Raw genomic sequence first — 19,984 nt, 5'->3', positions numbered from 1 at the left:
AACGAGGATAACCATGGCAACGATTCAGGAACTTATTCAGGAACAGGTCCAGAAACACCCGGTCGTGCTTTATATGAAGGGCAACCCGCGGGCGCCGCAATGCGGTTTCTCGGCCCGTGCCGTGCAACTGTTGCAGCAGTCAGGCGTCAAGGAGCTCTTTACGGTGGACGTGCTGGCCGACCCGCAGATTCGCGACGGCATCAAGCAGTATTCCAACTGGCCGACTATTCCCCAACTTTATATTCAGGGTGAGTTTGTCGGCGGGTCAGACATCATGTCCGATCTCTATCAGCAGGGCGAATTGCAGAAACTGGTCGACAGCGCCCAAGCGGCCAGCGCGAGCTGATTCGAGTCCATGGATAAACTGCTGCTGCGTGGTAATGGCCCCCTGCGTGGTGAGCTGCGGATTTCCGGGGCCAAAAACGCGGCCTTACCTTGTCTCGCCGCCACCCTGCTGGCGCGCGAGCCGGTGCGACTGCGCAATATTCCGCATCTGCGTGACATTACCACGACCCTGGAGTTGTTGAGCACACTCGGCGCAAGGGTGCTGGTAGACGGCCAGCTCGGGATCGAAGTCGATCCGCGCCCGGTACACTCGGTCGTCGCCCCTTATGAGCTGGTGAAGACCATGCGTGCCTCGATACTGGTACTTGGGCCACTGCTGGCCCGACACGGCTCGGCAGAAGTGAGCCTGCCTGGTGGCTGCGCCATCGGCAGTCGTCCGGTGAGCGTCCATCTCAGCGGTCTGCAGGCTTTGGGTGCCGAAATCACTGTAGAGGACGGTTTCGTTAAAGCACAGGCATCTCGTCTGCGCGGCACCCGCATCGTTATGGAGATGGTCTCCGTCACCGGTACGGAAAACCTGCTCATGGCAGCCACCCTCGCCGAAGGACGCACCATTCTCGAAAATGCCGCCCGCGAGCCGGAAATTGTCGACCTCGCCCGTTGTCTGTCGGCCATGGGTGCGCGCATCTCCGGAGCGGGGACCTCTGTCATCGAGATTGAGGGTGTAGCTGAACTGCATGGTGCCGAGCACAGCGTTGTGCCTGACCGCATCGAGACGGGGACCTATCTGGTGGCCGCGGCTATGGCCGGCGGCGATATTTGCCTGAAACGCACCGATGCGGGTCTGCTGGAGAGCGTCATCCTCAAACTACGGGAAGCGGGGGCCGAAGTGTCCGCCGAGGCGGACACGATCCGCGTCCGCATGACACGACGGCCGCAAGCGGTGGATGTACGCACGGCGCCCTATCCGGCCTTCCCCACGGACATGCAGGCGCAATTCATGGCGATGAACTGCATCGCCGTGGGGAGCAGCGTCGTCACCGAAACCATCTTCGAAAATCGCTTTATGCACGTCTCTGAATTGCAAAGACTGGGTGCCGACATCAATGCCGATGGGAAGACCGCGGTAGTGCGCGGAATACCCCGCCTGCGCGGCGCGCCGGTGATGGCAACCGATCTGCGGGCGTCGGCTTCGCTAGTCCTTGCCGGACTGGTGGCGGAGGGCGAAACCCTCATCGACCGCATCTATCATCTGGATCGCGGCTATGAGGTCATTGAAGAGAAACTCAGCGCCTTAGGCGCAGATATCCGCCGGATCAGTAACAGCAGGAGCGTCACATGAGCGCAGGCATTACCATCGCACTGTCCAAGGGACGGATTCTGCAAGAAGCCATTCCCCTCTTTGCGGGCGCCGGCATCCACCTGGCGGAGGACCCGGAAGAATCCCGCAAGCTGATCATCCCCAGTACCGACCCCGCGGTGCGCTTTCTGGTGATCCGCGCCAGCGATGTGCCCACCTACGTGACCTGGGGCGCTGCCGACCTGGGCATTGCCGGTAAAGATGTGCTGTTGGAGCAGGAGGGCCTGGACCTTTATGAGCCCCTGGATCTGCGTATCGGCATCTGCCACATGGCGGTGGCCGAACCTGCCGCGCTGGCAGCCAATGACGCACCGCAAAGCTGGGAACGGGTGCGCATTGCGACCAAATATCCGCACATCACCCGCAACTATTTCCATGCGCGCGGCGTACAGACGGAAATCATCAAGCTTTACGGCAGCATGGAACTGGCGCCTCTGGTCGGATTGGCGGATCGTATTGTGGACCTGGTGTCCAGCGGCCGTACGCTCAAGGAAAACGGGCTGGTGGAAGTGGAAGAAATCATGCCCATTTCCAGCCGTCTGGTGGTCAACCGCGCGGCCATGAAACTCAAGCGCCGCGCCATCGAAACCCTCATTAACCAACTAGAGGCGCAAGTCACGTCATGAACCGTCTGGATACCAGCGACCCCGATTTTACCCGCCAGTTTCACGCACTGCATGACTGGGATGCCAATCTGGATCCGCAGATTGAAGTGCGGGTGCGGGAGATTGTTGCTGCGGTCCGCGATCGGGGCGATGCGGCGCTACGCGAGTACACTGAGCGCTTTGATGGGGTGACGACGGCTTCCGCCGCTGATTTGGAAATCCCCCGCAGCGCCTGGGATGCAGCGCTCATCAGTCTGGAGCCCACCCAGCGGGCTGCCCTGGAAGAGGCGGCGCAACGTATCCGCAGTTACCACGAGCACCAGCGCGGTGAAAGCTGGACCTTTACCGAGGCCGACGGCACGGTGCTGGGCCAGCGCATCCTGCCCCTGTCCCGGGTGGGGATTTATGTGCCCGGCGGCAAGGCGGCTTATCCCAGCTCCGTGCTGATGAATGCCATTCCCGCGCACGTAGCCGGCGTGAAGGAAATCATCATGACTGTACCCACCCCGCAGGGGCAGGTGAACCCTTGGGTGCTGGCAGCAGCAGCTATTGCCGGCGTGGACCGGGTGTTCTGTATCGGCGGCGCACAGGCGGTAGCGGCGCTCGCCTACGGCACAGAAAGCGTCCCGGCAGTAGACAAGATTGTCGGCCCCGGCAATATCTATGTGGCCACCGCCAAGCGCATGGTCTTCGGCCGGGTCGGCATCGATATGATTGCTGGACCCAGCGAAATCCTCGTGATCAGCGATGGCTCGGCACCGGCAGAATGGTTGGCCTGGGATCTGCTCTCACAGGCGGAACATGATGAGATTGCCCAGAGCATTTTCATCAGTTGGGACGACGCCCACATCGAGTCGGTGGTCGCCGCCGTTGATGCGGCGCTGAACGTACTTGATCGCGCGCCCATCGCCCGCAAGAGCTGGGCAGACCGGGGTGCGGTGATTCGTGTGCGCGACCGTGCCGAGGCCTGCGCCATTGCCGACAGCATTGCGCCGGAACATCTGGAGCTCGCCGTGCAGAATCCTGAAGACTGGCTGGCGGACATCCACAATGCCGGGGCCATCTTCATGGGTATCCACAGTTGCGAGGCCCTCGGCGACTATGTGGCCGGCCCCAACCATGTGCTGCCCACGGGCGGCAGCGCACGCTTCTCCTCGCCCCTCGGCGTCTATGATTTCGTCAAGCGGAGCAGTCTCATTCACTGCAGCCCCGCCGGTGCCGCGCAACTGGGGCGGATCGCCGAGCGTCTCGCCTTGGGCGAAGGTCTGACCGCCCATGCCCGTTCAGCAGCCTGCCGTATCCCCAAAGCCGGGTCATGAGCGACAGCGCTACGATAACCCTGATGCAGAGCCTGCTCCGCCCGGAATTGCTGGCCAGCAAGGCCTATGCGGTGGCAGCCGGTGAGGGGCTCATCAAGCTTGACGCCATGGAGAACCCCTATGGCTTACCTGCGGCCTTGCGTGAGCAATGGCTGGAGAGCTTGGCCGATGCGCCCCTCAATCGCTACCCCGACGCGCACCCCAACACCCTCATAGACGCCCTCAAGGCGCATATCGGTCTGCCCAATGGCGTGGAGCTCATGCTCGGCAACGGCTCCGACGAACTGATCCAGATTCTGGTGACCGCCGTAGCAGGTAGCCAGCGCCCCATCATGGCTGTGGATCCCAGTTTCGTCATGTACCGCCTGCTGGCACAACAGCTCGGCCTGTCTTTTGTGGGCATTCCCCTGAACGCGGACTTCCGTTTGGACCTCCCGGCCATGCTGACCGCCATCACTGCGCAACAACCTGCCATCATTTTCCTCGACTGGCCCAACAATCCCAGTGGCAGCCTCTTTCCCGAGACCGATCTGGAAGCGATTGTCGCTGCAGCGCCGGGCCTGGTGGTAGTGGACGAGGCCTATCACGCTTTCAGTCAGGCGACCTTTGCCGATCGCCTGGGACGCACCCCCAACCTCCTCTTGCTCCGCACCCTGTCCAAGGAGGGCCTGGCGGGGTTGCGGCTGGGGATGCTGGCGGGGCCAGCCGCGTGGATTCAGGAACTGGATAAGCTGCGCCTGCCTTACAACATTAATGTGCTTACCCAGCGCAGCGCGTCCTTCTACCTGCGTCATACCGAAGTGTTGGACGCTCAGGCCGAAATCCTACGTGCCGAGAGGGAACGTCTCTTCAAGGCCATCAGCACCTGCGGTCTTTCGATCTGGCCCAGCGCCGCCAATTTCCTGCTCTTTCACGCCCCCGGGCGGGCCGCGGCACTGTTCTCAGGACTACGTGAAGGGGGGGTGCTTATCAAAGCCTTTACAGGCCACCCCCGTCTCAGCGACTATCTACGGGTCAGCGTCGGCACACCGGCCGAAAATGATCGCTTTCTGGCCGTACTGGAGTCTTTACTGTGAATCCGCGTCAAGCCGAAGTCGAAAGAAACACCCTCGAAACCCAGATCCGTGTCACCCTGAATCTCGATGGTTCCGGGCAGGCCGACCTGCACACCGGGTTACCCTTTCTTGACCACATGATCCACCAGATCGTCCGTCATGGTCTTTTCGACATGCACATTCAGGCTCAGGGCGATCTGGATATCGACGCTCACCACACGGTGGAAGACATCGGCATCACCCTCGGTCAGGCCTTTGCCCGCGCCGTGGGAGATAAGGCCGGCATCCAGCGCTATGGCCATGCCTACGTGCCTCTGGACGAGGCGCTGTCGCGGGTGGTGGTGGACCTTTCCGGCCGCCCCGGACTGATCTTCGCGGTCGAATTCCCCCGCGCTCAGGTGGGCGGCTTTGATGTGGATCTCTTCCATGAATTCTTTCAGGGCTTCGTCAACCACGCACAGGTGACCTTGCACCTGGACACTTTGCGTGGCAACAATGCCCACCACATCGCCGAGACCCTCTTCAAGGCCTGTGGACGTGCCCTGCGCATGGCTGTCGCTCCTGATCCGCGCATGGCGGGCACCGTGCCCAGTACCAAGGGCACCCTGACCCTATGAGCGCCGCCACGAGCCGCGTCGGTATTGTTGACTACGGCATGGGCAACCTCTACTCGGTGGCCAAGGCCGTGGAGTATCTGGGCGGCAAGGCGATTGTCAGTGATCAGGCCAGCGAATTGGCCACCACGGACCGCATCATCTTCCCCGGCGTCGGCGCCTTCGGCGACTGTATGGCAGCGCTGGAAGCCCGTGAGCTCAGTGACTTCGTCCGCGTTGCGGCGCAGACCCGGCCCTTCCTCGGCATCTGCCTCGGGATGCAGATGCTCATGGACAGCAGTGTGGAGCATGGCGAACACGCCGGGCTCGGTTTGCTGCCGGGACGGGTCATCCCCTTTCCCGAAGAAGCCCTGCATGCCGCGGATGGCAGGCGCCTGAAAATTCCGCACATGGGCTGGAACGAGCTGCATCAACTCGTGGAACACCCGCTGTTTGCTGGCGTTCCCCAGAATGCCTACTTTTACTTCGTCCACTCCTTCTATGTGGAACCCTCCGCCCCCGAGATACTCGTGGCCTTCAGCGATTACGCCTTTCCCTTCTGTGCGGCGGTGGCGGCGGATAACCTGTTCGCCCTGCAATGCCACCCGGAAAAGAGCGGCACAGCGGGCCTGCGCCTGCTCGGGAATTTTCTCGGCTGGGACGGCGATTGCGGAGCCAACTGTGCGATTTGAATCTGTTTTCTGGAATAACTTTGTGGGGAGGAAGTTGTCATGCTGTTGATTCCGGCCATCGATCTCAAGGGCGGGAACTGTGTGCGCTTACGGCAGGGCCGGATGGAAGACAACACGGTCTTCTCGGATAACCCTGTCGCCACGGCGCAACGCTGGGTGGAAGCAGGTGCCAAACGTCTGCACATCGTCGATCTCGACGGTGCCGTGCAGGGGGAGCCGGTAAATGCACAGGCCATTGCCGCCATTTGCGCACGCTTCCCTGACCTTGAAATCCAGGTCGGCGGTGGCATCCGCAGTGAAGAGCAGATTGAAACCTACATCCAGGCCGGGGTTCGTTATGTGATCATCGGCACCCAGGCAGTCAAAGCCCCCGGCTTCGTCGCCGATGCCGCAGTGAGCTTCCCCGGCCATATCATGGTGGGTATTGATGCCCGCGACGGTAAAGTCGCCACTGAAGGCTGGTCCAAACTTTCCCGTCATGATCCTATTGACCTCGCCCGGCACTTCGCCGCCGACGGCATTGAGGCCATCATCTACACCGACATCAGCCGCGATGGCATGCTCAGTGGCCCTAATATTCCCGCGACAGTCGCACTGGCTCAGGCCGTGCCAGTACCAGTCATCGCCTCGGGCGGCATCGCCAATCTGGAGCAGGTACTGGCGCTCAAGGCCTACGAGGGCGACGGCGTCACCGGCGCCATTACCGGCCGCGCCATTTATGAAGGAACCCTGGACTTTAGCCAGGCCCGCGCCCAGGCCGAGGCCTAAGCAGATGCTCGCTAAGCGCATCATACCCTGCCTGGATATCGACCACGGTCGTGTGGTGAAGGGCGTCCAGTTCGTTGCCCTGCGCGATGCCGGCGATCCGGTGGAAGTGGCCAAACGCTACAACGATGAGGGTGCCGACGAAATCACCTTTCTCGACATCTCCGCCAGTTATGAAGAACGCGGCACCCTTGCCGATGTGGTATCTGCCGTGGCTGCCCAGGTCTTCATTCCCTTGACGGTAGGCGGTGGGGTGCGTTGTGTCGACGATATCCGCACCCTGCTCCTCGCCGGTGCCGACAAGGTCAGCATCAATAGCGCCGCCGTGAATGAACCGGAACTGGTACGCGCCGCCGCCCGGCGTTTCGGTAACTCCTGCATTGTCGTCGCCATTGACGCCAAGCGGGTGGATGATCACTGGGAAGTCTTCACTCACGGCGGTCGGCGCAGTACCGGCCTGGATGCGGTGGCTTGGGCGCAGCAAATGGCCGAATATGGTGCCGGTGAAATCCTGCTCACCAGCATGGACCGGGACGGTACGGGGATCGGTTTTGATCTCGCCCTCACCCGCGCCGTCAGCGATGCCGTACCGGTACCGGTGATTGCCTCGGGTGGTGTCGGAGAAATCCAGCACTTTGCCGAAGGTATCCAGCAGGGGCATGCTGATGCAGTGTTAGCCGCCAGCGTCTTCCACTTCGGCCAGTTTCGCATCTCCGAGGTTAAGGCACAGATGGCGGCCGCGAGGATTCCAGTGCGCGAAACCCGCTAAAGCGCAGTGCATCTGTCAGGCGCAACCTGCGTATTATCGAGCAGAAAGACATCAACGAGGGGTTCTGACCATCATGAGTGAACGGGAAGCGCAGCACGCCGCCATACTCGCCGCCGTGCGCTGGAGTGTGGACGGCCTGGTGCCTGCCATCGCCCAGGATGCCCGCAGCGGCCAGGTACTGATGCTGGCATGGATGAATGCCGACGCATTGCTGGCGACGCTCCGTGATGGCATGGGCACGTACTGGTCACGCTCCCGACAGGCGCTCTGGCGTAAAGGCGAGACCTCCGGCCATATTCAACATCTGGTGGATCTGCGTCTCGACTGCGATGGCGACACCGTTCTCCTGCGTGTCATTCAGGAAGGCCCGGCCTGCCACACAGGGGAGCAAAGTTGCTTCTTCCTCGGCCAACCCGGCGAGCGGGGCTGGCAGCATCAGGCCCCGCCCCCCGGCAGCATCCTCGATAGCCTGCAAGCCACACTACACAGTCGGCGGGCGGCCGATTCCGGCCAATCCTACGTGGCACAACTGCTCCATGGGGGCCAGGACCGGGTATTGAAAAAGGTGGGCGAAGAAGCCACCGAATTTGTCGTCGCTTGCAAGAATCATGAGCCAAAACCGATTATTGCAGAGGCGGCAGACCTCCTCTTTCACCTGATGGTGGCCTTGGAGGAACAGGAATTGCATATTGGTGATGTCCTCGGGGAACTGGCGCGACGTGAAGGCGTTTCCGGCCTGGAAGAGAAGGCAGCACGACGTCCGCAAGCTTGACGCAACCGCTTTATTTTCCTATGGTCAAAACGTTAGTTGTAGCGCGTAAACCCCTGCGGGGGAAGGAGAGCAGTCATGGGCGCTTTTAGTATCTGGCATCTGGTCATCATTTTGTTAATAGTGGTCGCGCTGTTTGGCACCGCAAAACTGCGCCACGTGGGTTCGGACCTGGGTTCTGCCATCAAGGGCTTCCGCTCCGCCGTCAAGGAAGAGGAAGAAAAGAAGGAAACCATCGGCCATACCATTGACGTCGATGTCCAGCCCAGCAAAGAACACGAAACCGTCAATCGCTGATCGCTTATGTTCGACTTCAGCTTTGGCGAACTCGCGCTACTCGGGATTATTGCGCTGCTCGTGGTCGGGCCGGAGAAAATGCCCGAGCTCGCGCGCACTGCGGGGAAGTGGTACGGCGCTATGCGTCGCGCCGTGACGGGCTTGCGTTCTGAGGTCGAACAGCAGTTGTTGCTGGATGATCTGCGCCAGGAAGCCAACAAACTGCGCGAGTATGCCAACGAAGAACTTCTGCCTGTGGATATTACCGCTACGGCCACCCCTAAAGCGAGTGACGAAAAACCGGAAGTCATAGGAGAGCAAAAACAAGGTGAACTCGATATCCTGTCGGCACCGGTGCAGCATGCGGAGCCTCCAGGACCGGAAGACCGCCTGCATTGATTGTATAGCCTGTCATAACCTGATGCGCTAGCCGGAGTTCGCCATTATTACGTCTGCGCACTATGGCTTGATCCTTCACCAAGTATCTTGCAGATTATCAATTTCCAAGCCCACTAATAGATCAATACCGCCTAAGGATATTTTTTAAGCATGGATAAGTTGGCGGAGAACACTTTTATCGGCCATTTGTTGGAATTGCGCCGCCGCGTATTATTTGCAGTGATCGCTATTTTCGCCGGTTTTTTGGTTTCTTATCCATTCTCTAAAACGATTTATAACATTCTTGCTGCCCCACTCATTGATGTACTACCAAAGGGCAGCCACCTCATTTATACCAGTTTACCCGAAGTATTTTTGACTTACGTGCAGCTTTCCTTGCTATCCGGCTTTGTTCTGGCATTACCCGTCGTACTCTATCAATTCTGGGCCTTCATAGCGCCTGGCCTTTATGAGCATGAGCGGAAGGCCTTTTTCCCGCTGATTTTTGCCTCTGTTTTTCTGTTCATCGGCGGGATGTTGTTCGCCTACTTTATCGTATTCCCCAATGCCTTCCGATTTTTCGTGAGTTTTTCGGGCGGTGATATTACCGCCATGCCCAAAGTCGATAGTTATCTCTCGCTCATCGTCAAATTCTCGCTCGCCTTCGGCCTGGCCTTCCAGATCCCCATTCTCATTGTGGTACTGGTACGCATCGGGGTGCTTCAGGTGGCTACACTGCGTCGCAGCCGCCGCTATGCCTTCCTGATCTGCGCCATCGCCTCGGCAGTACTCAGTCCTCCCGATGTGTTATCCATGGTTATGCTCCTTATTCCCATGTATATGCTTTTTGAAGTCGGGCTGTTCTTCGCGGCACGTTTACCGGCAGTCCGGTCCGCAGAAGAGGATACCGCTGATGACACGGCAGAGCCGTCACGCAGCGCTGCCCACGAGATGGATGCTGCCGAGGAAAGCTTCCGGGACAGGGGTGAGGATGAACTGAAGAAATGAAGGACACGGTAAGGAGCCATAAAAAATACCTGGAGATCACATGAGTATCGATCTGCTTCCTGAATTCATCCGCGAAAATCATGAAGTCCACGAGTGGAAGCACGCCTGCGCCATTTTACATCATGATTTTCCTAACGAGTGGGATGATATTCTCGCCGTACTTTCTGATTTCCGATTGAACAGGAGCTGGATTACCAATCCCGGCGGGCGTAAGTCCAAAGTTTCCGAATTTATTGACAGTTATCTATATGGTCGTGACTGGGTTGAAAAAAAATTCCAGACGCATGTTGTTGTCGACGAACACACAATGGATACACCTACCCATAAGATAGATTGTTTTCGCAACAGAGTCGCCCTGGAAATTGAATGGAACAATAAAGATCCCTTCTATGATCGGGACCTCAATAATTTTCGTTTGCTATTTGACTTGCGTGCTATTAGCGTAGGGGTGATCATCACTCGTTGCGACAATCTGCAGGAAATATTTGATCAACTGGGAAGGGGTTCCTCTTATGGTGCGTCAACCACACATATGAGTAAACTTCTGCCCCGGATTGAGGGTAGCGGCGGGGGCGGTTGTCCTTTGCTGGTATTCGGCATCACTCAATCACTCTATACAGAGGACGAATAATGATGAGCGCATCTGACGATTTGCTGGAAGCGGTAGGGAAAAGAAAATTCACCACCGTTCTCGCCGATCCACCCTGGCAGTTTCAGAACAGGACCGGGAAGATGGCGCCAGAGCACAAGCGTCTCTCCCGATACTCAACGATGACTCTGCAAGAAATAAAAGAACTTCCTGTAGAAACAATCGTCACCGACATGGCACACCTCTATCTTTGGGTGCCGAACGCGCTCCTGGCCGACGGTATGCAGGTAATGGAGCACTGGGGATTCACCTATAAAACCAATATGATATGGTACAAAATCAGAAAAGATGGTGGGCCTGACAGAAGAGGCGTCGGTTTTTATTTCCGAAATGTAACAGAGATGATCCTTTTTGGTGTCCGAGGAAAAAATGCCCGGACCTTGCAGCCGGGGAGAAGTCAGGAGAACATCATTTCTTCACAAAAGCGCGAACATAGCCGCAAACCAGACGAGCAATACGCTATCATTGAGGCATGCAGCCCCGGACCCTACCTTGAACTATTCGCCAGAGGTCCACGTAAAGGGTGGTCCGTATGGGGAAATCAGGCTGAGGAATACGCACCGAGTTGGGATACATATGCCAATCATTCACAGTCAAATGTGATTCCACTCAAGCAGAAAAAAATTATTATAACCCATCCAAAGTGAGCGTTACCCTCACCCGCGGAAAACCACCCGCCCCTCCACCAGGGTATATCGCACCTGCCCACGCAACTCCCACTGGCCATAGGGAAGATTCCGGCCCCGGCTCCATTGCCGCGCCGGCTCCACGGTGAAATAGGACTCCGGATCGAAGATACAAAGGTCAGCGGCGGCGCCGACAGCCAGGGACTGCGCGGGCAAACCAAGGGCCTGGGCCGGGCCGACACTCAGCAGGCTCAGTACCGTCATCAAATCCACCACCCCTTCATCCACCAGCCGCAGCGTCAGGGGCAGAAGCCATTCCACGGACGCAATGCCGAAGGGCGCCTGGGTAAAGGTCATGCCCTCGCGGTCCACGCCCCAAGGGCTGTGATCACTGCTGATGGTCGTTATAACGCCCGTAGCCAGCGCATGGCGCAGGGCATCGCGCTCTGCAGTGGAGCGCAAGGGCGGCAGAATCTTGGCGTGGAGATTGAAGAAACCGACATCCTGCTCGCTGAGCAGCAGATGGTGGATACTCACACCACATGTCACCGGCTCACCACGCTGCCGCGCTGCTGCAACCTCGGCCACCGCCGCAGCGGTACTCAAATGCGGGAAATGGATGGAACAGTCGCTGAGCGCAGCAATGGCGATATCCCGCTGCACACCGATCTGCTCCGCCGCCGCCGGGCGTCCGGTCAGGCCTAAGCGGATGCTCAGACGGCCTTCGTGCATCACCCCATGGGCCGCCAACTCTGGCTCTTCGCCATGGAGTAATACGGGCAAACCCAAATCCGCAGCATAGCTCAGCGCCAGCCGCAACAAGGCCGCACTGGGTACGGGCTCTTTGGCCTGACCAAAGGCAATGGCGCCAGCCTCTGCCAAACTCGCCATCTCGGTCAGCGCCGCACCCTGAAGCTGGGTCGTAAAGGCACCGGACAGATGCACCTTGGCCAAGGCCAGACGATCCGCCAGGACGCGCTGCTCCTGTAAAACGGCCGAGGTATCCGCCATGGGCTGGGTATCCGGCCGCAGCAAAACCTGAGTCACGCCACCGGCCACCGCCGCGCATAATTCACTGGCAAGATCACCATCCCGGCCATGACCGGGCGTGTGCGCCTGAAAAGAGGTTTCGACGAAACCGGGGCAGGCGATCAAGCCACTGCCATCCAGCACCTCTTCTGCGGTAAAGTCAGAAGGCAGAGGCCCCCGCGCGACAATCCGGCCGTCGGCTATGGCCAGATCGGTGACCGCGTCAAAGCCATCGCCGGGATCCATGACCCGAATATTGCGTATGATTCTGTGCATGGTCCTCACTCCCCGCCCGCCGCGCCAGAGAGGATGGTGAGCACCGCCATCCGCACCGCCAGACCATGGGCTACCTGTTGGAGAATCACCGCCTGAGCACCATCCGCCACCTCCGAGGCGATTTCCACCCCGCGGTTCATGGGACCCGGATGCAGCACCAGCGCGCCGGGTTCTGCCCACTGCAAGCGCTCCGGGGTCAGCCCGAAGCGGCGATGAAATTCATCGAGACTGGGCAGACGGTGCGACTCCATGCGCTCCCGTTGCAGGCGCAGGGCGCAAATCACATCCACCCCGCGCAAACCGGCCTGCAGATCGTGGTAGACATGCACCCCCAGCGCCGAGAGTTCTTCGGGCACCAGGGTACGCGGGCCGATGACGCGAATTTCCGGACAGCCGAGAATGGACAAGGCATGAATCTGCGAGCGCGCCACCCGCGAATGGAGCACATCACCGACAATGGCCACCACCCGGTCTTCAATCGGCCCCGCCAAACGGCGGATGGTGAACACATCCAGCAGGGCCTGGGTGGGATGGGCGTGCTGACCGTCACCGGCATTCACTACCAGCGCCGAGTCGCCGAGATGGCGCGCGACCAGATGAACTGCTCCCGCCTCAGGATGGCGGATGACAAAACCATCCACCTGCATGGCCATCAGATTATTGACCGTATCCATGAGGGATTCGCCCTTGCTGGCACTACTGCTGCTGACGGCGATATTCAGCACATCCGCCGAGAGGCGCTTGGCGGCCAGTTCAAAGGTGCTGCGGGTCCGCGTGCTGTTCTCAAAAAAGAGATTGACGATGGTGCGGCCACGCAGGGTGGGGGTCTTTTTGACACTGCGGTGGGCAATACTGAGGAAAGATTCCGCCGTATCGAGAATCTGCAGTAACTCGCGCTCCCGGAGCCCTTCGGTACTGAGCAGATGACGCAGACGACCCTGGGCATCATATTGCGGGTTTCCTTCACCAAAACGAAAGATGGTGGCACTCATGGCTGCGGCCTCCGCTGCTCCAGTTCCAGACGCAAGGGGTCGGGGCCGCGCAGCTTAATGTGCTCGCCCGCTGTGGCATTCAGGCGTAGCGCCGCCACATCGGCGGCCACTGGCAGCTCGTGCCCGGCGCGATCTACCAGCACCGCCAGACGGATGCGGGCCGGTCGCCCATAGTCGAATATTTCATTCATAGCGGCGCGCACGGTGCGGCCGGTGTAGAGGACATCGTCCACCAGAATGATATCGCGGCCATCGACATCAAAGGGGATATCCGAGGCGCGCACCTGCGGGTGCAGGCCGATCTGGCTGAAGTCGTCGCGATAAAAAGAGATATCCACCTGCCCCAGGGGCTGCTGCAAACCGAGTGCGGCGTGCAGGGTGCGCGCCAGCCAGACGCCGCCGGTAAAAATGCCGATCATCGCCGCCTGCTCCGGATCAATGAGGGGACGCAGATCACGCGCCATAACCTCCAACAGCGCGCTCACATCCCAGTCGGTCGTCATGCGTCTCCTCCGGCGTTATGAAAGGTCCACAAAATCTCGCAGGCAGCGGCCTGATCCAGCAAGCGGCCCCGCTTTTTTTCAGAAAAAGCGCGATCTTTCAGCACCAGCTCGGCGGCGTGGCTGCTCAGGCGCTCATCCACCCAATGGATAGGCAAGGAGAAACGGCGCTGCAAACTTTCCGCGAATTTGCGTACCCGTCCGACCATGAATCCCTCGCTGCCATCCATGTGCAGGGGCAGACCAAGAACCAGCGCGCGAGGCTGCCATTCTTTGAGAATACGCGCGAAGCCATCCCAGTCCGGGCCACTCTCGCCATTGCGCAGGGTGGCAACCCCTTGCGGCGCCAACCCCGACTCCCCCAAAACCGCAATCCCGATCCGGCGCTCACCGAAATCTATCCCGAGCAGCGGCCCGCTCCGCTCAGGCATGACCTGCCGCACCGCTGAGCAGGCGCATGTCCACCCCCAGCAAGCGCGCCGCGGCCTGCCAGCGCTCACTGGCGGGCAGGTCGAAAATCACCGCCATATCCAAGGGGCCGTGTAACCAGGCGTTATCCTGCAGCTCCGCTTCCAGTTGCTGCGCGCCCCAGCCAGCATAGCCCAGGGTCAGCAGATAACGTTGCGGCTCTTCGTGCTGAGAAATCGCCTGCAGAATATCCGGCGAACTGGTCAGCGCCAGATCGTCATTGACCTCCAGACTGGAAAGCCATTCGCCCCGCGGCGAATGCAGAATAAATCCATGCTGAGGCTGGATCGGCCCGCCCCAGTACACCGGGCGATGGATCATTTCTTCAGAGGGCTGGATGTCCACCGCCCGCAGGGCATCGGACATGTTGATGTCCACCAGCCGGTTGATAACCACGCCCATGGCGCCTTCGGCATTGTGCTCGCAGACCACAATCACGGTACGATCAAAAACGCCGTCGTGCAGCGCGGGCATGGCAATGAGCAGATGATTTTTGAGAGAAGAAAAGGTCATAAGCCCTATGATACGTGTTTTAGCCCGAAAACGGCAGGTGCCCATGACCGGTCACGCGGACCGGGTGCATCATCGCCCCCGCTCCAGACGCTGCCAGAGCAGATCCGCCGCGTCGACCCCAAAGAATCGCCTGATCTCCCGTGCCCCGGTGGGGCTGGTGACATTGATCTCCGTCACATACCCGCCGATCACATCCAGACCGACAAAAAGCAGGCCCGCGGCGCGCAAGGCTGGGCCTATCGCCGCGCAGATGTCCCGATCGCGGTCATTGATCTCCGCCGCCACCCCCGTTGCACCTGCCACCAGATTACCGCGAAAATCTGCGGCCGAAGGCACCCGCAGCAGGGCACCTGGCACCGGGACGCCATCCACCATGAGAATCCGTTTATCTCCCTCGCGGATCGCGGGCAGATAGCGCTGCGCCATCACATAATGCTGACCCCAGCCCGTCACCGTCTCGAGAATACTGCCGACATTGCGGTCCTGCAGGTGCAGATAGAACACCCCTTCGCCGCCACGCGCCGAAAGCGGTTTGACGACAATTTCGCCGTGTTCGGCGAGAAAGGCCCGTAAATCCCCGAGATCGCGACTCACCAGCAAAGGCGGCAGAAACTCTGGGAAATGCAGGGCATAGAGCTTTTCATTGGCATTGCGCAGACTGATCGGATCGTTGACCACCCAGGTACCTGCGTGCTCCAGCAGATAGCAGGCAGTGAGATATTCCAGCCCCACGGGCGGGTCCTTACGCATGAGGACCACATCCATGTCGGCGAGGGGACGTTCTTCTGTCTCACCCAGCGTAAAGTAATCTTCCACGTCATCGCGCACGACGACGGCACGTAATCGTCCCCAGGAACAGCCATCACGCAGAAACAGGTCGGAAAGAGTAAACACCCGGCATTGGTGCCCGCGTGCCTGCGCTGCGAGCAGCATGGCGAAGGTCGTATCTTTAGCCGGTTTGATCCCGGCGATGGGGTCCATAAGTACGGCGGCCTGGAGCGCGCTCATTGGCCGGCCTCCTGCGCATCGTGTATCCGCCAGTCCGCCATCTCCCGTGCCGCGGCCACCAGCGCCAGGCGCGCGATGACGCCATAGGCGTAATAGCGGTTCACCGGTGCATCGGGCGGTGATTTCCGGCAAGGAACCACGCAGGTCTGGCCAAAGGCCATGGGCTCAAAATGTGCTCCAGGGGCATTGAGGTTTTCATCGCGCCCGCGCTCGGTATGCACCCGGTAAAAGCCACCCAGCACCTGCTGACCGATCATATACACCACCGGCTCCGCCACCGCCTCCTGGGCAGTTTGCTCGAAGGTATACACCCCCTCCTGAATAAAAACATCACTCACCGGCAAACCCTCTTTACCTTTAGCCATGCGGGTCCGTTCCTTGCGATTAAGATCCAGAAACTCCTCACCCGAATAGGCGGTCATGATTCCCATACCATAGGTACCAGCGTCTGCTTTCACGATGACAAAAGGGCGCTGGCGAATACCATAGTGGCCGTAACGCTCGCGGGTAATCGCCAGTACCGCATCTACATTAGCGACCAGACACTCGCGGCCTTCGGAACGCATAAAATCAATGCCTTGACAGCGGCGAAAAACGGGATCAATCAGCCAGGGATCGATGTCGATCACCTCCGCCAGTTCCTGTGCTGCAGAGCGATAGTGAGCAAAATGCTGGGACTTGCGCCTATTGCGCCAGCCCGCGGCGAGGGGTGGTAGAATAGGCTGTTCAAGATGTTCCAGTATTTCTGGAACACCGCCTGACAGGTCATTATTCAGCAAAACCAACTGTGCATCGAAACCGGCGGTCGAGATACGCCCACCCTCTCGTCGCAGCGGTTCCAGGAGCAGTTGGTTGCCCGAAGGCAAATCATTGGTCGTGCGCTCTTCCAAAATCAGTGAACCCACCCGCACTTCGAGACCCGAGAGTTCCAGCAACTCGCGCAGCCGCGCCACATTCTCCAGGTAGAAGAGGTTACGGGTATGATTTTCCGGGATCAGGAGCACCCGCTCCAGACCCGGGTAATACTGATTGAGAAAATGCTGGATCGCCGCCACATAGAGCGACGAAAACTCCGGATTGAGGTTATTAAATCCCGCCGAAAACAGATTGGTGTCCACGGGCGCTAGCTTGAAACCGGCATTGCGCAAGTCCACAGAGGCATAGAAAGGCGGCGGCGTCCGCTGCCATTGTCCCCGAAACCAGCGCTCAATCGTGGATTGCTCGGCGATCAGATGACGCTCAATGTCCAGCAGAGCCTCCACCCGATCCGTGGCCAGGAAGGGGATATCCCGTAAAACCTCTGTCATACGTTTTTCCTAAAATCGTTGCGCAATAGGAACATAGCTTTTACCTTGTTCCCCTGTATACACCTGCGTAGGCCGGAAAATCCGGTTGTTCGCCAGTTGCTCCCGCCAATGAGCCAGCCAACCCGCAGAACGCGCCATAGCAAAAATAGGCGTAAAAAGGTCCGCTTTGATGCCCATCTCGTGATACAGCACGCCCGAGTAGAAATCCACATTGGCATGGATGCCCTTGGGACCGAGTCGCTCCGTAGCCTGGCGTTCCACCTCTATGGCGATTTCAAAAAGGCGACTGTGGCGCAAATGACCGTGACTGGCCAGACCTTCCATCATCTCCTTGAGAATCGCCGCGCGCGGATCGCGGGTCTTATAGACGCGATGCCCAAAGCCCCAGATCTTGTCCTTGTTAGCCATTTTCGCATCGAGATAGGCGCCTACCTGCTGGGCAGAACCAATTTCTTCCAGCATTTCCACGACCTTCTGATTGGCGCCGCCGTGCAAGGGGCCGGCCAGAGTGCCAACGGCCCCACCGATAACATGGTAAGGATTGGTCAGGGTAGAACCGGTCACCAGCACCGAGAAGGTACTGGCATTGATGGTGTGCTCGGCGTGCAGAATCAGGCAGGAGTCAAGGATTTTGGCGAGGGCCGAATCCGGATCACGACCCGACAACATATACAGGAAGTTAGCCGCATGACTAAGGTCTGGGCGTGGTGGAATAGGATCGTTGCCAAAACGCATTTGTTCCCACATGGCAACGATAGTCGGCATACGGGCAATAATCCGCATCGCCATGGCATCCAGATGGGGCGTATTTTCGCGCTCGGCATCGGAGAGTTCCTGCTGCGGGTAGAACATGCCCAGACTGGCCACGGCACAGTGCAACATATCCATGGGATGCCCGGTCACGGGCATGAACTTCATGATTTCCCGGACATTGTATTTGACTTGGCGGTGTGTGCGCAGCCCGTGATCGAATTGTCCCAGATCAGTGGCGCTCGGCAGGGCGCCGTCCAGCAGCAAAAGCGCTACTTCCTCGAAGCTGCTGTGTGCCACAAGATCCGCAATGGCAAAACCACGGTAACTCAGTAAACCAGCGACACCGTCAATGTTGGAAATGCTGGAGTGGGTTGCAGCCACACCCTCCAGACCTGGCGCAAAGTTCGGTTCCGCCATACAGAACTCCTTTTATCATTCTGATGATTGACTGCCCGGACCTTCGGCGGTCCCCGCCAGCCAGGGCACTGCTCACGGGCAGCATCCTGCACAAAGGCTTTCGGACGACAGCCGCCAGATCATCATAACCTGCCCGTAAAATAAAAGGGAGGCCGTCAGCCTCCCCTTGGGGGCACTTCCGTACCAGTCAGCGATCAGGCCGAGAAGGAAGATCCGCACCCGCAGGTGGTCGTTGCGTTGGGATTTTTGATGACGAATTGTGCGCCCTCCAATCCCTCGCTGTAGTCAATCTCTGCGCCGACCAGATACTGATAACTCATGGGGTCAATCAGCAGGCTCACACCGAACTGATGCACTTCCGTATCGCCTTCATTCATATTCTCATCGAAAGTAAAGCCATACTGAAAACCGGAACAACCGCCACCCGTCACAAAGACGCGTAGCTTCAGATCTTCAGAACCCTCTTCTTCGATCAGCGAGGCAATCTTGTCCGCTGCATTTTGCGTCAGGGTCATAACCGGGGGGATGGAATCCAGATTGGTCATTGTTTCTGTTGCTGTGCTCATTATGCATCGCTCCATGCGCCGCAGCGCTTCATCCAGTGGATACCCGAGTATTTTGCTCGCTTTTACGCGCAGGCGTCAAGCCGCGATATGGGCCAGCTTAAGACCCCCTCTATGCTGGAATGTTTGGGCACTATCAGCTCCTGCGGGTGTCGTCTCATCTAATCAGCCCGCCGCCCTGGCGGTGCGCCGCAGACGGGACAACAGACGCCGCGCCATCTCGCCGAAGAGTTCGGTCTGCGTTGGATGGGGATGAATGGCTTCGGCCACCTGCTCCAGAGTCAGACCAGCGCTCACCATCAGGACCGCCTCGCCCACCAGGGTATCCGCATGATCGGCCAGGAAGTGTACACCGACAATGCGATGGCTGACTTTGTCGGCGACAATTTTGATCAGACCATCGGTCTCGCCGGTCATCATCGCCTTGGCATCAATGCTCAGGGGTACCTTGACCTCGACCGCGTCAATGCCCGCGGCCTTCGCCTGCTCCAGGGAGACACCGACAAAGGCGCATTGGGGTCGGGTGAAAGTCACACCGCTGTCTTTAGCCGCATCATAGCGAGCGCTATGACCCAGCAGATTAGCCGCCGCAACTCGCCCCTGCTGGCCCGCCGTGTGGGCCAGCATGTAACCGCCAATGACGTCACCCACGGCATAAATATGGGGCACATTGCTCCGCCCGGTCGCATCCGCAGCGATGGCGGCCCGCTCACCGAGCGTCACGCCAGCCGCCGCAAGGTTCAAACCGCTGGTGTCCGGGCGCTTGCCCGTCGCCACCAGCAGCAGATCACAGGCATAGGTCGCGGCCTCTTCACCCGCCTGATAACGGATCTCCAACTGGCCGGCCTGCCCGGCGACATCCGCTACTTTGACGCCGGTCAACACCTGCAAGCGCGGGCTGTTGTGGGCGAGGGCCTTCATCAACTGTTCCGCGACCTCCTTTTCCATCTCCGCCACAGGTCGGGGCAAGGCTTCCAGCACCATGACTTCGGCGCCGAAGTCATGGTGC

The 19,984-nt window shown here is 59.2% G+C and carries 25 protein-coding genes; 15 read left to right on the top strand and 10 right to left on the bottom strand.

The window, feature by feature from the left end; genetic code table 11:
- Positions 1-13 precede the first annotated feature (13 nt).
- The 15 genes from grxD to Q0C48_RS00290 all read left to right on the top strand — a co-directional run bounded on the left by grxD (position 14) and on the right by Q0C48_RS00290 (position 11,170).
- Positions 14-346 (top strand): Grx4 family monothiol glutaredoxin, encoded by a 333-nt coding sequence (gene grxD, locus Q0C48_RS00360; protein ID WP_291520531.1) that lies wholly within the window; start codon positions 14-16, stop codon positions 344-346.
- A gap of 9 nt (positions 347-355) precedes the next feature.
- Positions 356-1,627: a UDP-N-acetylglucosamine 1-carboxyvinyltransferase gene (gene murA, locus Q0C48_RS00355; protein ID WP_291520528.1), complete on the top strand. Its 1,272-nt coding sequence runs from the start codon at positions 356-358 to the stop codon at positions 1,625-1,627.
- On the top strand, positions 1,624-2,271 hold the full coding sequence (gene hisG / locus Q0C48_RS00350; protein WP_291520527.1) for an ATP phosphoribosyltransferase: 648 nt from the start codon (positions 1,624-1,626) through the stop codon (positions 2,269-2,271). The genes murA and hisG overlap by 4 nt, the downstream gene beginning before the upstream one ends.
- Entirely contained in the window at positions 2,268-3,569 is a 1,302-nt protein-coding gene (hisD, locus tag Q0C48_RS00345) for a histidinol dehydrogenase (protein WP_291520525.1), read from the top strand. The genes hisG and hisD overlap by 4 nt, the downstream gene beginning before the upstream one ends.
- The gene (gene hisC / locus Q0C48_RS00340) at positions 3,566-4,645 is read left to right on the top strand and encodes a histidinol-phosphate transaminase (protein ID WP_291520523.1); all 1,080 of its coding nucleotides are present in this window, start codon (positions 3,566-3,568) and stop codon (positions 4,643-4,645) included. The genes hisD and hisC overlap by 4 nt, the downstream gene beginning before the upstream one ends.
- The gene (hisB, locus tag Q0C48_RS00335) at positions 4,642-5,241 is read left to right on the top strand and encodes an imidazoleglycerol-phosphate dehydratase HisB (RefSeq protein WP_291520521.1); all 600 of its coding nucleotides are present in this window, start codon (positions 4,642-4,644) and stop codon (positions 5,239-5,241) included. The genes hisC and hisB overlap by 4 nt, the downstream gene beginning before the upstream one ends.
- The gene (gene hisH, locus Q0C48_RS00330; protein WP_291520519.1) at positions 5,238-5,909 is read left to right on the top strand and encodes an imidazole glycerol phosphate synthase subunit HisH; all 672 of its coding nucleotides are present in this window, start codon (positions 5,238-5,240) and stop codon (positions 5,907-5,909) included. The genes hisB and hisH overlap by 4 nt, the downstream gene beginning before the upstream one ends.
- Before the next feature lie 39 nt (positions 5,910-5,948).
- Complete coding sequence (gene hisA, locus Q0C48_RS00325; protein ID WP_291520517.1) at positions 5,949-6,677, top strand: 1-(5-phosphoribosyl)-5-[(5-phosphoribosylamino)methylideneamino]imidazole-4-carboxamide isomerase; 729 nt, start codon at positions 5,949-5,951, stop codon at positions 6,675-6,677.
- A gap of 4 nt (positions 6,678-6,681) precedes the next feature.
- Positions 6,682-7,443 carry an imidazole glycerol phosphate synthase subunit HisF gene (gene hisF / locus Q0C48_RS00320; protein WP_291520515.1) on the top strand — a complete coding sequence of 254 codons (762 nt, stop codon included), beginning with the start codon at positions 6,682-6,684 and terminating at the stop codon, positions 7,441-7,443.
- A 73-nt stretch (positions 7,444-7,516) separates the two neighbouring features.
- The gene (hisIE, locus tag Q0C48_RS00315; RefSeq protein ID WP_291520513.1) at positions 7,517-8,215 is read left to right on the top strand and encodes a bifunctional phosphoribosyl-AMP cyclohydrolase/phosphoribosyl-ATP diphosphatase HisIE; all 699 of its coding nucleotides are present in this window, start codon (positions 7,517-7,519) and stop codon (positions 8,213-8,215) included.
- A gap of 75 nt (positions 8,216-8,290) precedes the next feature.
- Positions 8,291-8,509 carry a Sec-independent protein translocase subunit TatA gene (gene tatA, locus Q0C48_RS00310; protein WP_291520510.1) on the top strand — a complete coding sequence of 73 codons (219 nt, stop codon included), beginning with the start codon at positions 8,291-8,293 and terminating at the stop codon, positions 8,507-8,509.
- Positions 8,510-8,515: 6 nt separating this feature from the next.
- On the top strand, positions 8,516-8,887 hold the full coding sequence (tatB, locus tag Q0C48_RS00305; protein WP_291520508.1) for a Sec-independent protein translocase protein TatB: 372 nt from the start codon (positions 8,516-8,518) through the stop codon (positions 8,885-8,887).
- Positions 8,888-9,037: 150 nt separating this feature from the next.
- Complete coding sequence (gene tatC / locus Q0C48_RS00300) at positions 9,038-9,874, top strand: twin-arginine translocase subunit TatC (protein ID WP_291520506.1); 837 nt, start codon at positions 9,038-9,040, stop codon at positions 9,872-9,874.
- A gap of 40 nt (positions 9,875-9,914) precedes the next feature.
- Positions 9,915-10,505 carry a BglII/BstYI family type II restriction endonuclease gene (locus tag Q0C48_RS00295; RefSeq protein WP_291520504.1) on the top strand — a complete coding sequence of 197 codons (591 nt, stop codon included), beginning with the start codon at positions 9,915-9,917 and terminating at the stop codon, positions 10,503-10,505.
- A complete protein-coding gene (locus Q0C48_RS00290; RefSeq protein ID WP_291520502.1) occupies positions 10,505-11,170 on the top strand; it encodes an MT-A70 family methyltransferase in 666 nt (221 codons plus the stop codon). Before Q0C48_RS00295 ends, Q0C48_RS00290 begins: the two co-directional genes overlap by 1 nt.
- A gap of 9 nt (positions 11,171-11,179) precedes the next feature.
- Here the strand turns inward: Q0C48_RS00290 and Q0C48_RS00285 are convergent, their stop codons facing one another.
- The 10 genes from Q0C48_RS00285 to Q0C48_RS00240 form a co-directional block, all read right to left on the bottom strand.
- On the bottom strand, positions 11,180-12,454 hold the full coding sequence (locus Q0C48_RS00285; protein ID WP_291520500.1) for a dihydroorotase: 1,275 nt from the start codon (positions 12,452-12,454) through the stop codon (positions 11,180-11,182).
- A gap of 5 nt (positions 12,455-12,459) precedes the next feature.
- Positions 12,460-13,446 (bottom strand): aspartate carbamoyltransferase catalytic subunit, encoded by a 987-nt coding sequence (locus Q0C48_RS00280; RefSeq protein WP_291520498.1) that lies wholly within the window; start codon positions 13,444-13,446, stop codon positions 12,460-12,462.
- The gene (gene pyrR, locus Q0C48_RS00275; RefSeq protein WP_291520496.1) at positions 13,443-13,949 is read right to left on the bottom strand and encodes a bifunctional pyr operon transcriptional regulator/uracil phosphoribosyltransferase PyrR; all 507 of its coding nucleotides are present in this window, start codon (positions 13,947-13,949) and stop codon (positions 13,443-13,445) included. The genes Q0C48_RS00280 and pyrR overlap by 4 nt, the downstream gene beginning before the upstream one ends.
- A complete protein-coding gene (gene ruvX, locus Q0C48_RS00270; protein WP_291520494.1) occupies positions 13,946-14,377 on the bottom strand; it encodes a Holliday junction resolvase RuvX in 432 nt (143 codons plus the stop codon). The genes pyrR and ruvX overlap by 4 nt, the downstream gene beginning before the upstream one ends.
- Positions 14,370-14,927 carry a YqgE/AlgH family protein gene (locus Q0C48_RS00265; RefSeq protein ID WP_291520492.1) on the bottom strand — a complete coding sequence of 186 codons (558 nt, stop codon included), beginning with the start codon at positions 14,925-14,927 and terminating at the stop codon, positions 14,370-14,372. The genes ruvX and Q0C48_RS00265 overlap by 8 nt, the downstream gene beginning before the upstream one ends.
- Positions 14,928-14,996: 69 nt before the next feature.
- Positions 14,997-15,935, bottom strand: a complete 939-nt coding sequence (gshB, locus tag Q0C48_RS00260) for a glutathione synthase (RefSeq protein WP_291520490.1) — start codon at positions 15,933-15,935, stop codon at positions 14,997-14,999.
- A complete protein-coding gene (gshA, locus tag Q0C48_RS00255; protein ID WP_291520488.1) occupies positions 15,932-17,242 on the bottom strand; it encodes a glutamate--cysteine ligase in 1,311 nt (436 codons plus the stop codon). The genes gshB and gshA overlap by 4 nt, the downstream gene beginning before the upstream one ends.
- A gap of 9 nt (positions 17,243-17,251) precedes the next feature.
- Positions 17,252-18,412: a citrate synthase gene (locus Q0C48_RS00250; protein WP_291520486.1), complete on the bottom strand. Its 1,161-nt coding sequence runs from the start codon at positions 18,410-18,412 to the stop codon at positions 17,252-17,254.
- A gap of 194 nt (positions 18,413-18,606) precedes the next feature.
- On the bottom strand, positions 18,607-18,957 hold the full coding sequence (erpA, locus tag Q0C48_RS00245) for an iron-sulfur cluster insertion protein ErpA (RefSeq protein ID WP_291520584.1): 351 nt from the start codon (positions 18,955-18,957) through the stop codon (positions 18,607-18,609).
- 183 nt (positions 18,958-19,140) lie between these two features.
- On the bottom strand, positions 19,141-19,984 hold an 844-nt coding region (locus Q0C48_RS00240), incomplete at its 5' end, for an NAD(P)/FAD-dependent oxidoreductase (protein WP_291520484.1).

The sequence above is a fragment of the Acidithiobacillus sp. genome, from assembly GCF_023255755.1.
Lineage (GTDB): Bacteria > Pseudomonadota > Gammaproteobacteria > Acidithiobacillales > Acidithiobacillaceae > Acidithiobacillus.
The sequence above is the reverse complement of the archived record's forward strand: the minus strand, read 5'-3'. Positions and strand labels throughout refer to the sequence as shown.

Bases quoted from the DNA above. Each gene is read 5' to 3' on its own strand.
- ruvX (WP_291520494.1), bottom strand. From the start codon at position 14,377: ATGCCTGAGCGGAGCGGGCCGCTGCTCGGGATAGATTTCGGTGAGCGC.
- hisH (WP_291520519.1), top strand. From the start codon at position 5,238: ATGAGCGCCGCCACGAGCCGCGTCGGTATTGTTGACTACGGCATGGGC.
- Q0C48_RS00290 (WP_291520502.1), top strand. From the start codon at position 10,505: ATGATGAGCGCATCTGACGATTTGCTGGAAGCGGTAGGGAAAAGAAAA.
- hisG (WP_291520527.1), top strand. From the start codon at position 1,624: ATGAGCGCAGGCATTACCATCGCACTGTCCAAGGGACGGATTCTGCAA.
- Q0C48_RS00280 (WP_291520498.1), bottom strand. From the start codon at position 13,446: ATGAGTGCCACCATCTTTCGTTTTGGTGAAGGAAACCCGCAATATGAT.
- hisIE (WP_291520513.1), top strand. From the start codon at position 7,517: ATGAGTGAACGGGAAGCGCAGCACGCCGCCATACTCGCCGCCGTGCGC.
- tatA (WP_291520510.1), top strand. From the start codon at position 8,291: ATGGGCGCTTTTAGTATCTGGCATCTGGTCATCATTTTGTTAATAGTG.
- gshA (WP_291520488.1), bottom strand. From the start codon at position 17,242: ATGACAGAGGTTTTACGGGATATCCCCTTCCTGGCCACGGATCGGGTG.
- gshB (WP_291520490.1), bottom strand. From the start codon at position 15,935: ATGAGCGCGCTCCAGGCCGCCGTACTTATGGACCCCATCGCCGGGATC.
- tatC (WP_291520506.1), top strand. From the start codon at position 9,038: ATGGATAAGTTGGCGGAGAACACTTTTATCGGCCATTTGTTGGAATTG.
- Q0C48_RS00250 (WP_291520486.1), bottom strand. From the start codon at position 18,412: ATGGCGGAACCGAACTTTGCGCCAGGTCTGGAGGGTGTGGCTGCAACC.
- Q0C48_RS00295 (WP_291520504.1), top strand. From the start codon at position 9,915: ATGAGTATCGATCTGCTTCCTGAATTCATCCGCGAAAATCATGAAGTC.
- hisC (WP_291520523.1), top strand. From the start codon at position 3,566: ATGAGCGACAGCGCTACGATAACCCTGATGCAGAGCCTGCTCCGCCCG.
- pyrR (WP_291520496.1), bottom strand. From the start codon at position 13,949: ATGACGACCGACTGGGATGTGAGCGCGCTGTTGGAGGTTATGGCGCGT.
- erpA (WP_291520584.1), bottom strand. From the start codon at position 18,957: ATGACCAATCTGGATTCCATCCCCCCGGTTATGACCCTGACGCAAAAT.
- hisA (WP_291520517.1), top strand. From the start codon at position 5,949: ATGCTGTTGATTCCGGCCATCGATCTCAAGGGCGGGAACTGTGTGCGC.
- hisD (WP_291520525.1), top strand. From the start codon at position 2,268: ATGAACCGTCTGGATACCAGCGACCCCGATTTTACCCGCCAGTTTCAC.
- hisF (WP_291520515.1), top strand. From the start codon at position 6,682: ATGCTCGCTAAGCGCATCATACCCTGCCTGGATATCGACCACGGTCGT.
- murA (WP_291520528.1), top strand. From the start codon at position 356: ATGGATAAACTGCTGCTGCGTGGTAATGGCCCCCTGCGTGGTGAGCTG.
- grxD (WP_291520531.1), top strand. From the start codon at position 14: ATGGCAACGATTCAGGAACTTATTCAGGAACAGGTCCAGAAACACCCG.
- Q0C48_RS00265 (WP_291520492.1), bottom strand. From the start codon at position 14,927: ATGACCTTTTCTTCTCTCAAAAATCATCTGCTCATTGCCATGCCCGCG.
- tatB (WP_291520508.1), top strand. From the start codon at position 8,516: ATGTTCGACTTCAGCTTTGGCGAACTCGCGCTACTCGGGATTATTGCG.
- Q0C48_RS00285 (WP_291520500.1), bottom strand. From the start codon at position 12,454: ATGCACAGAATCATACGCAATATTCGGGTCATGGATCCCGGCGATGGC.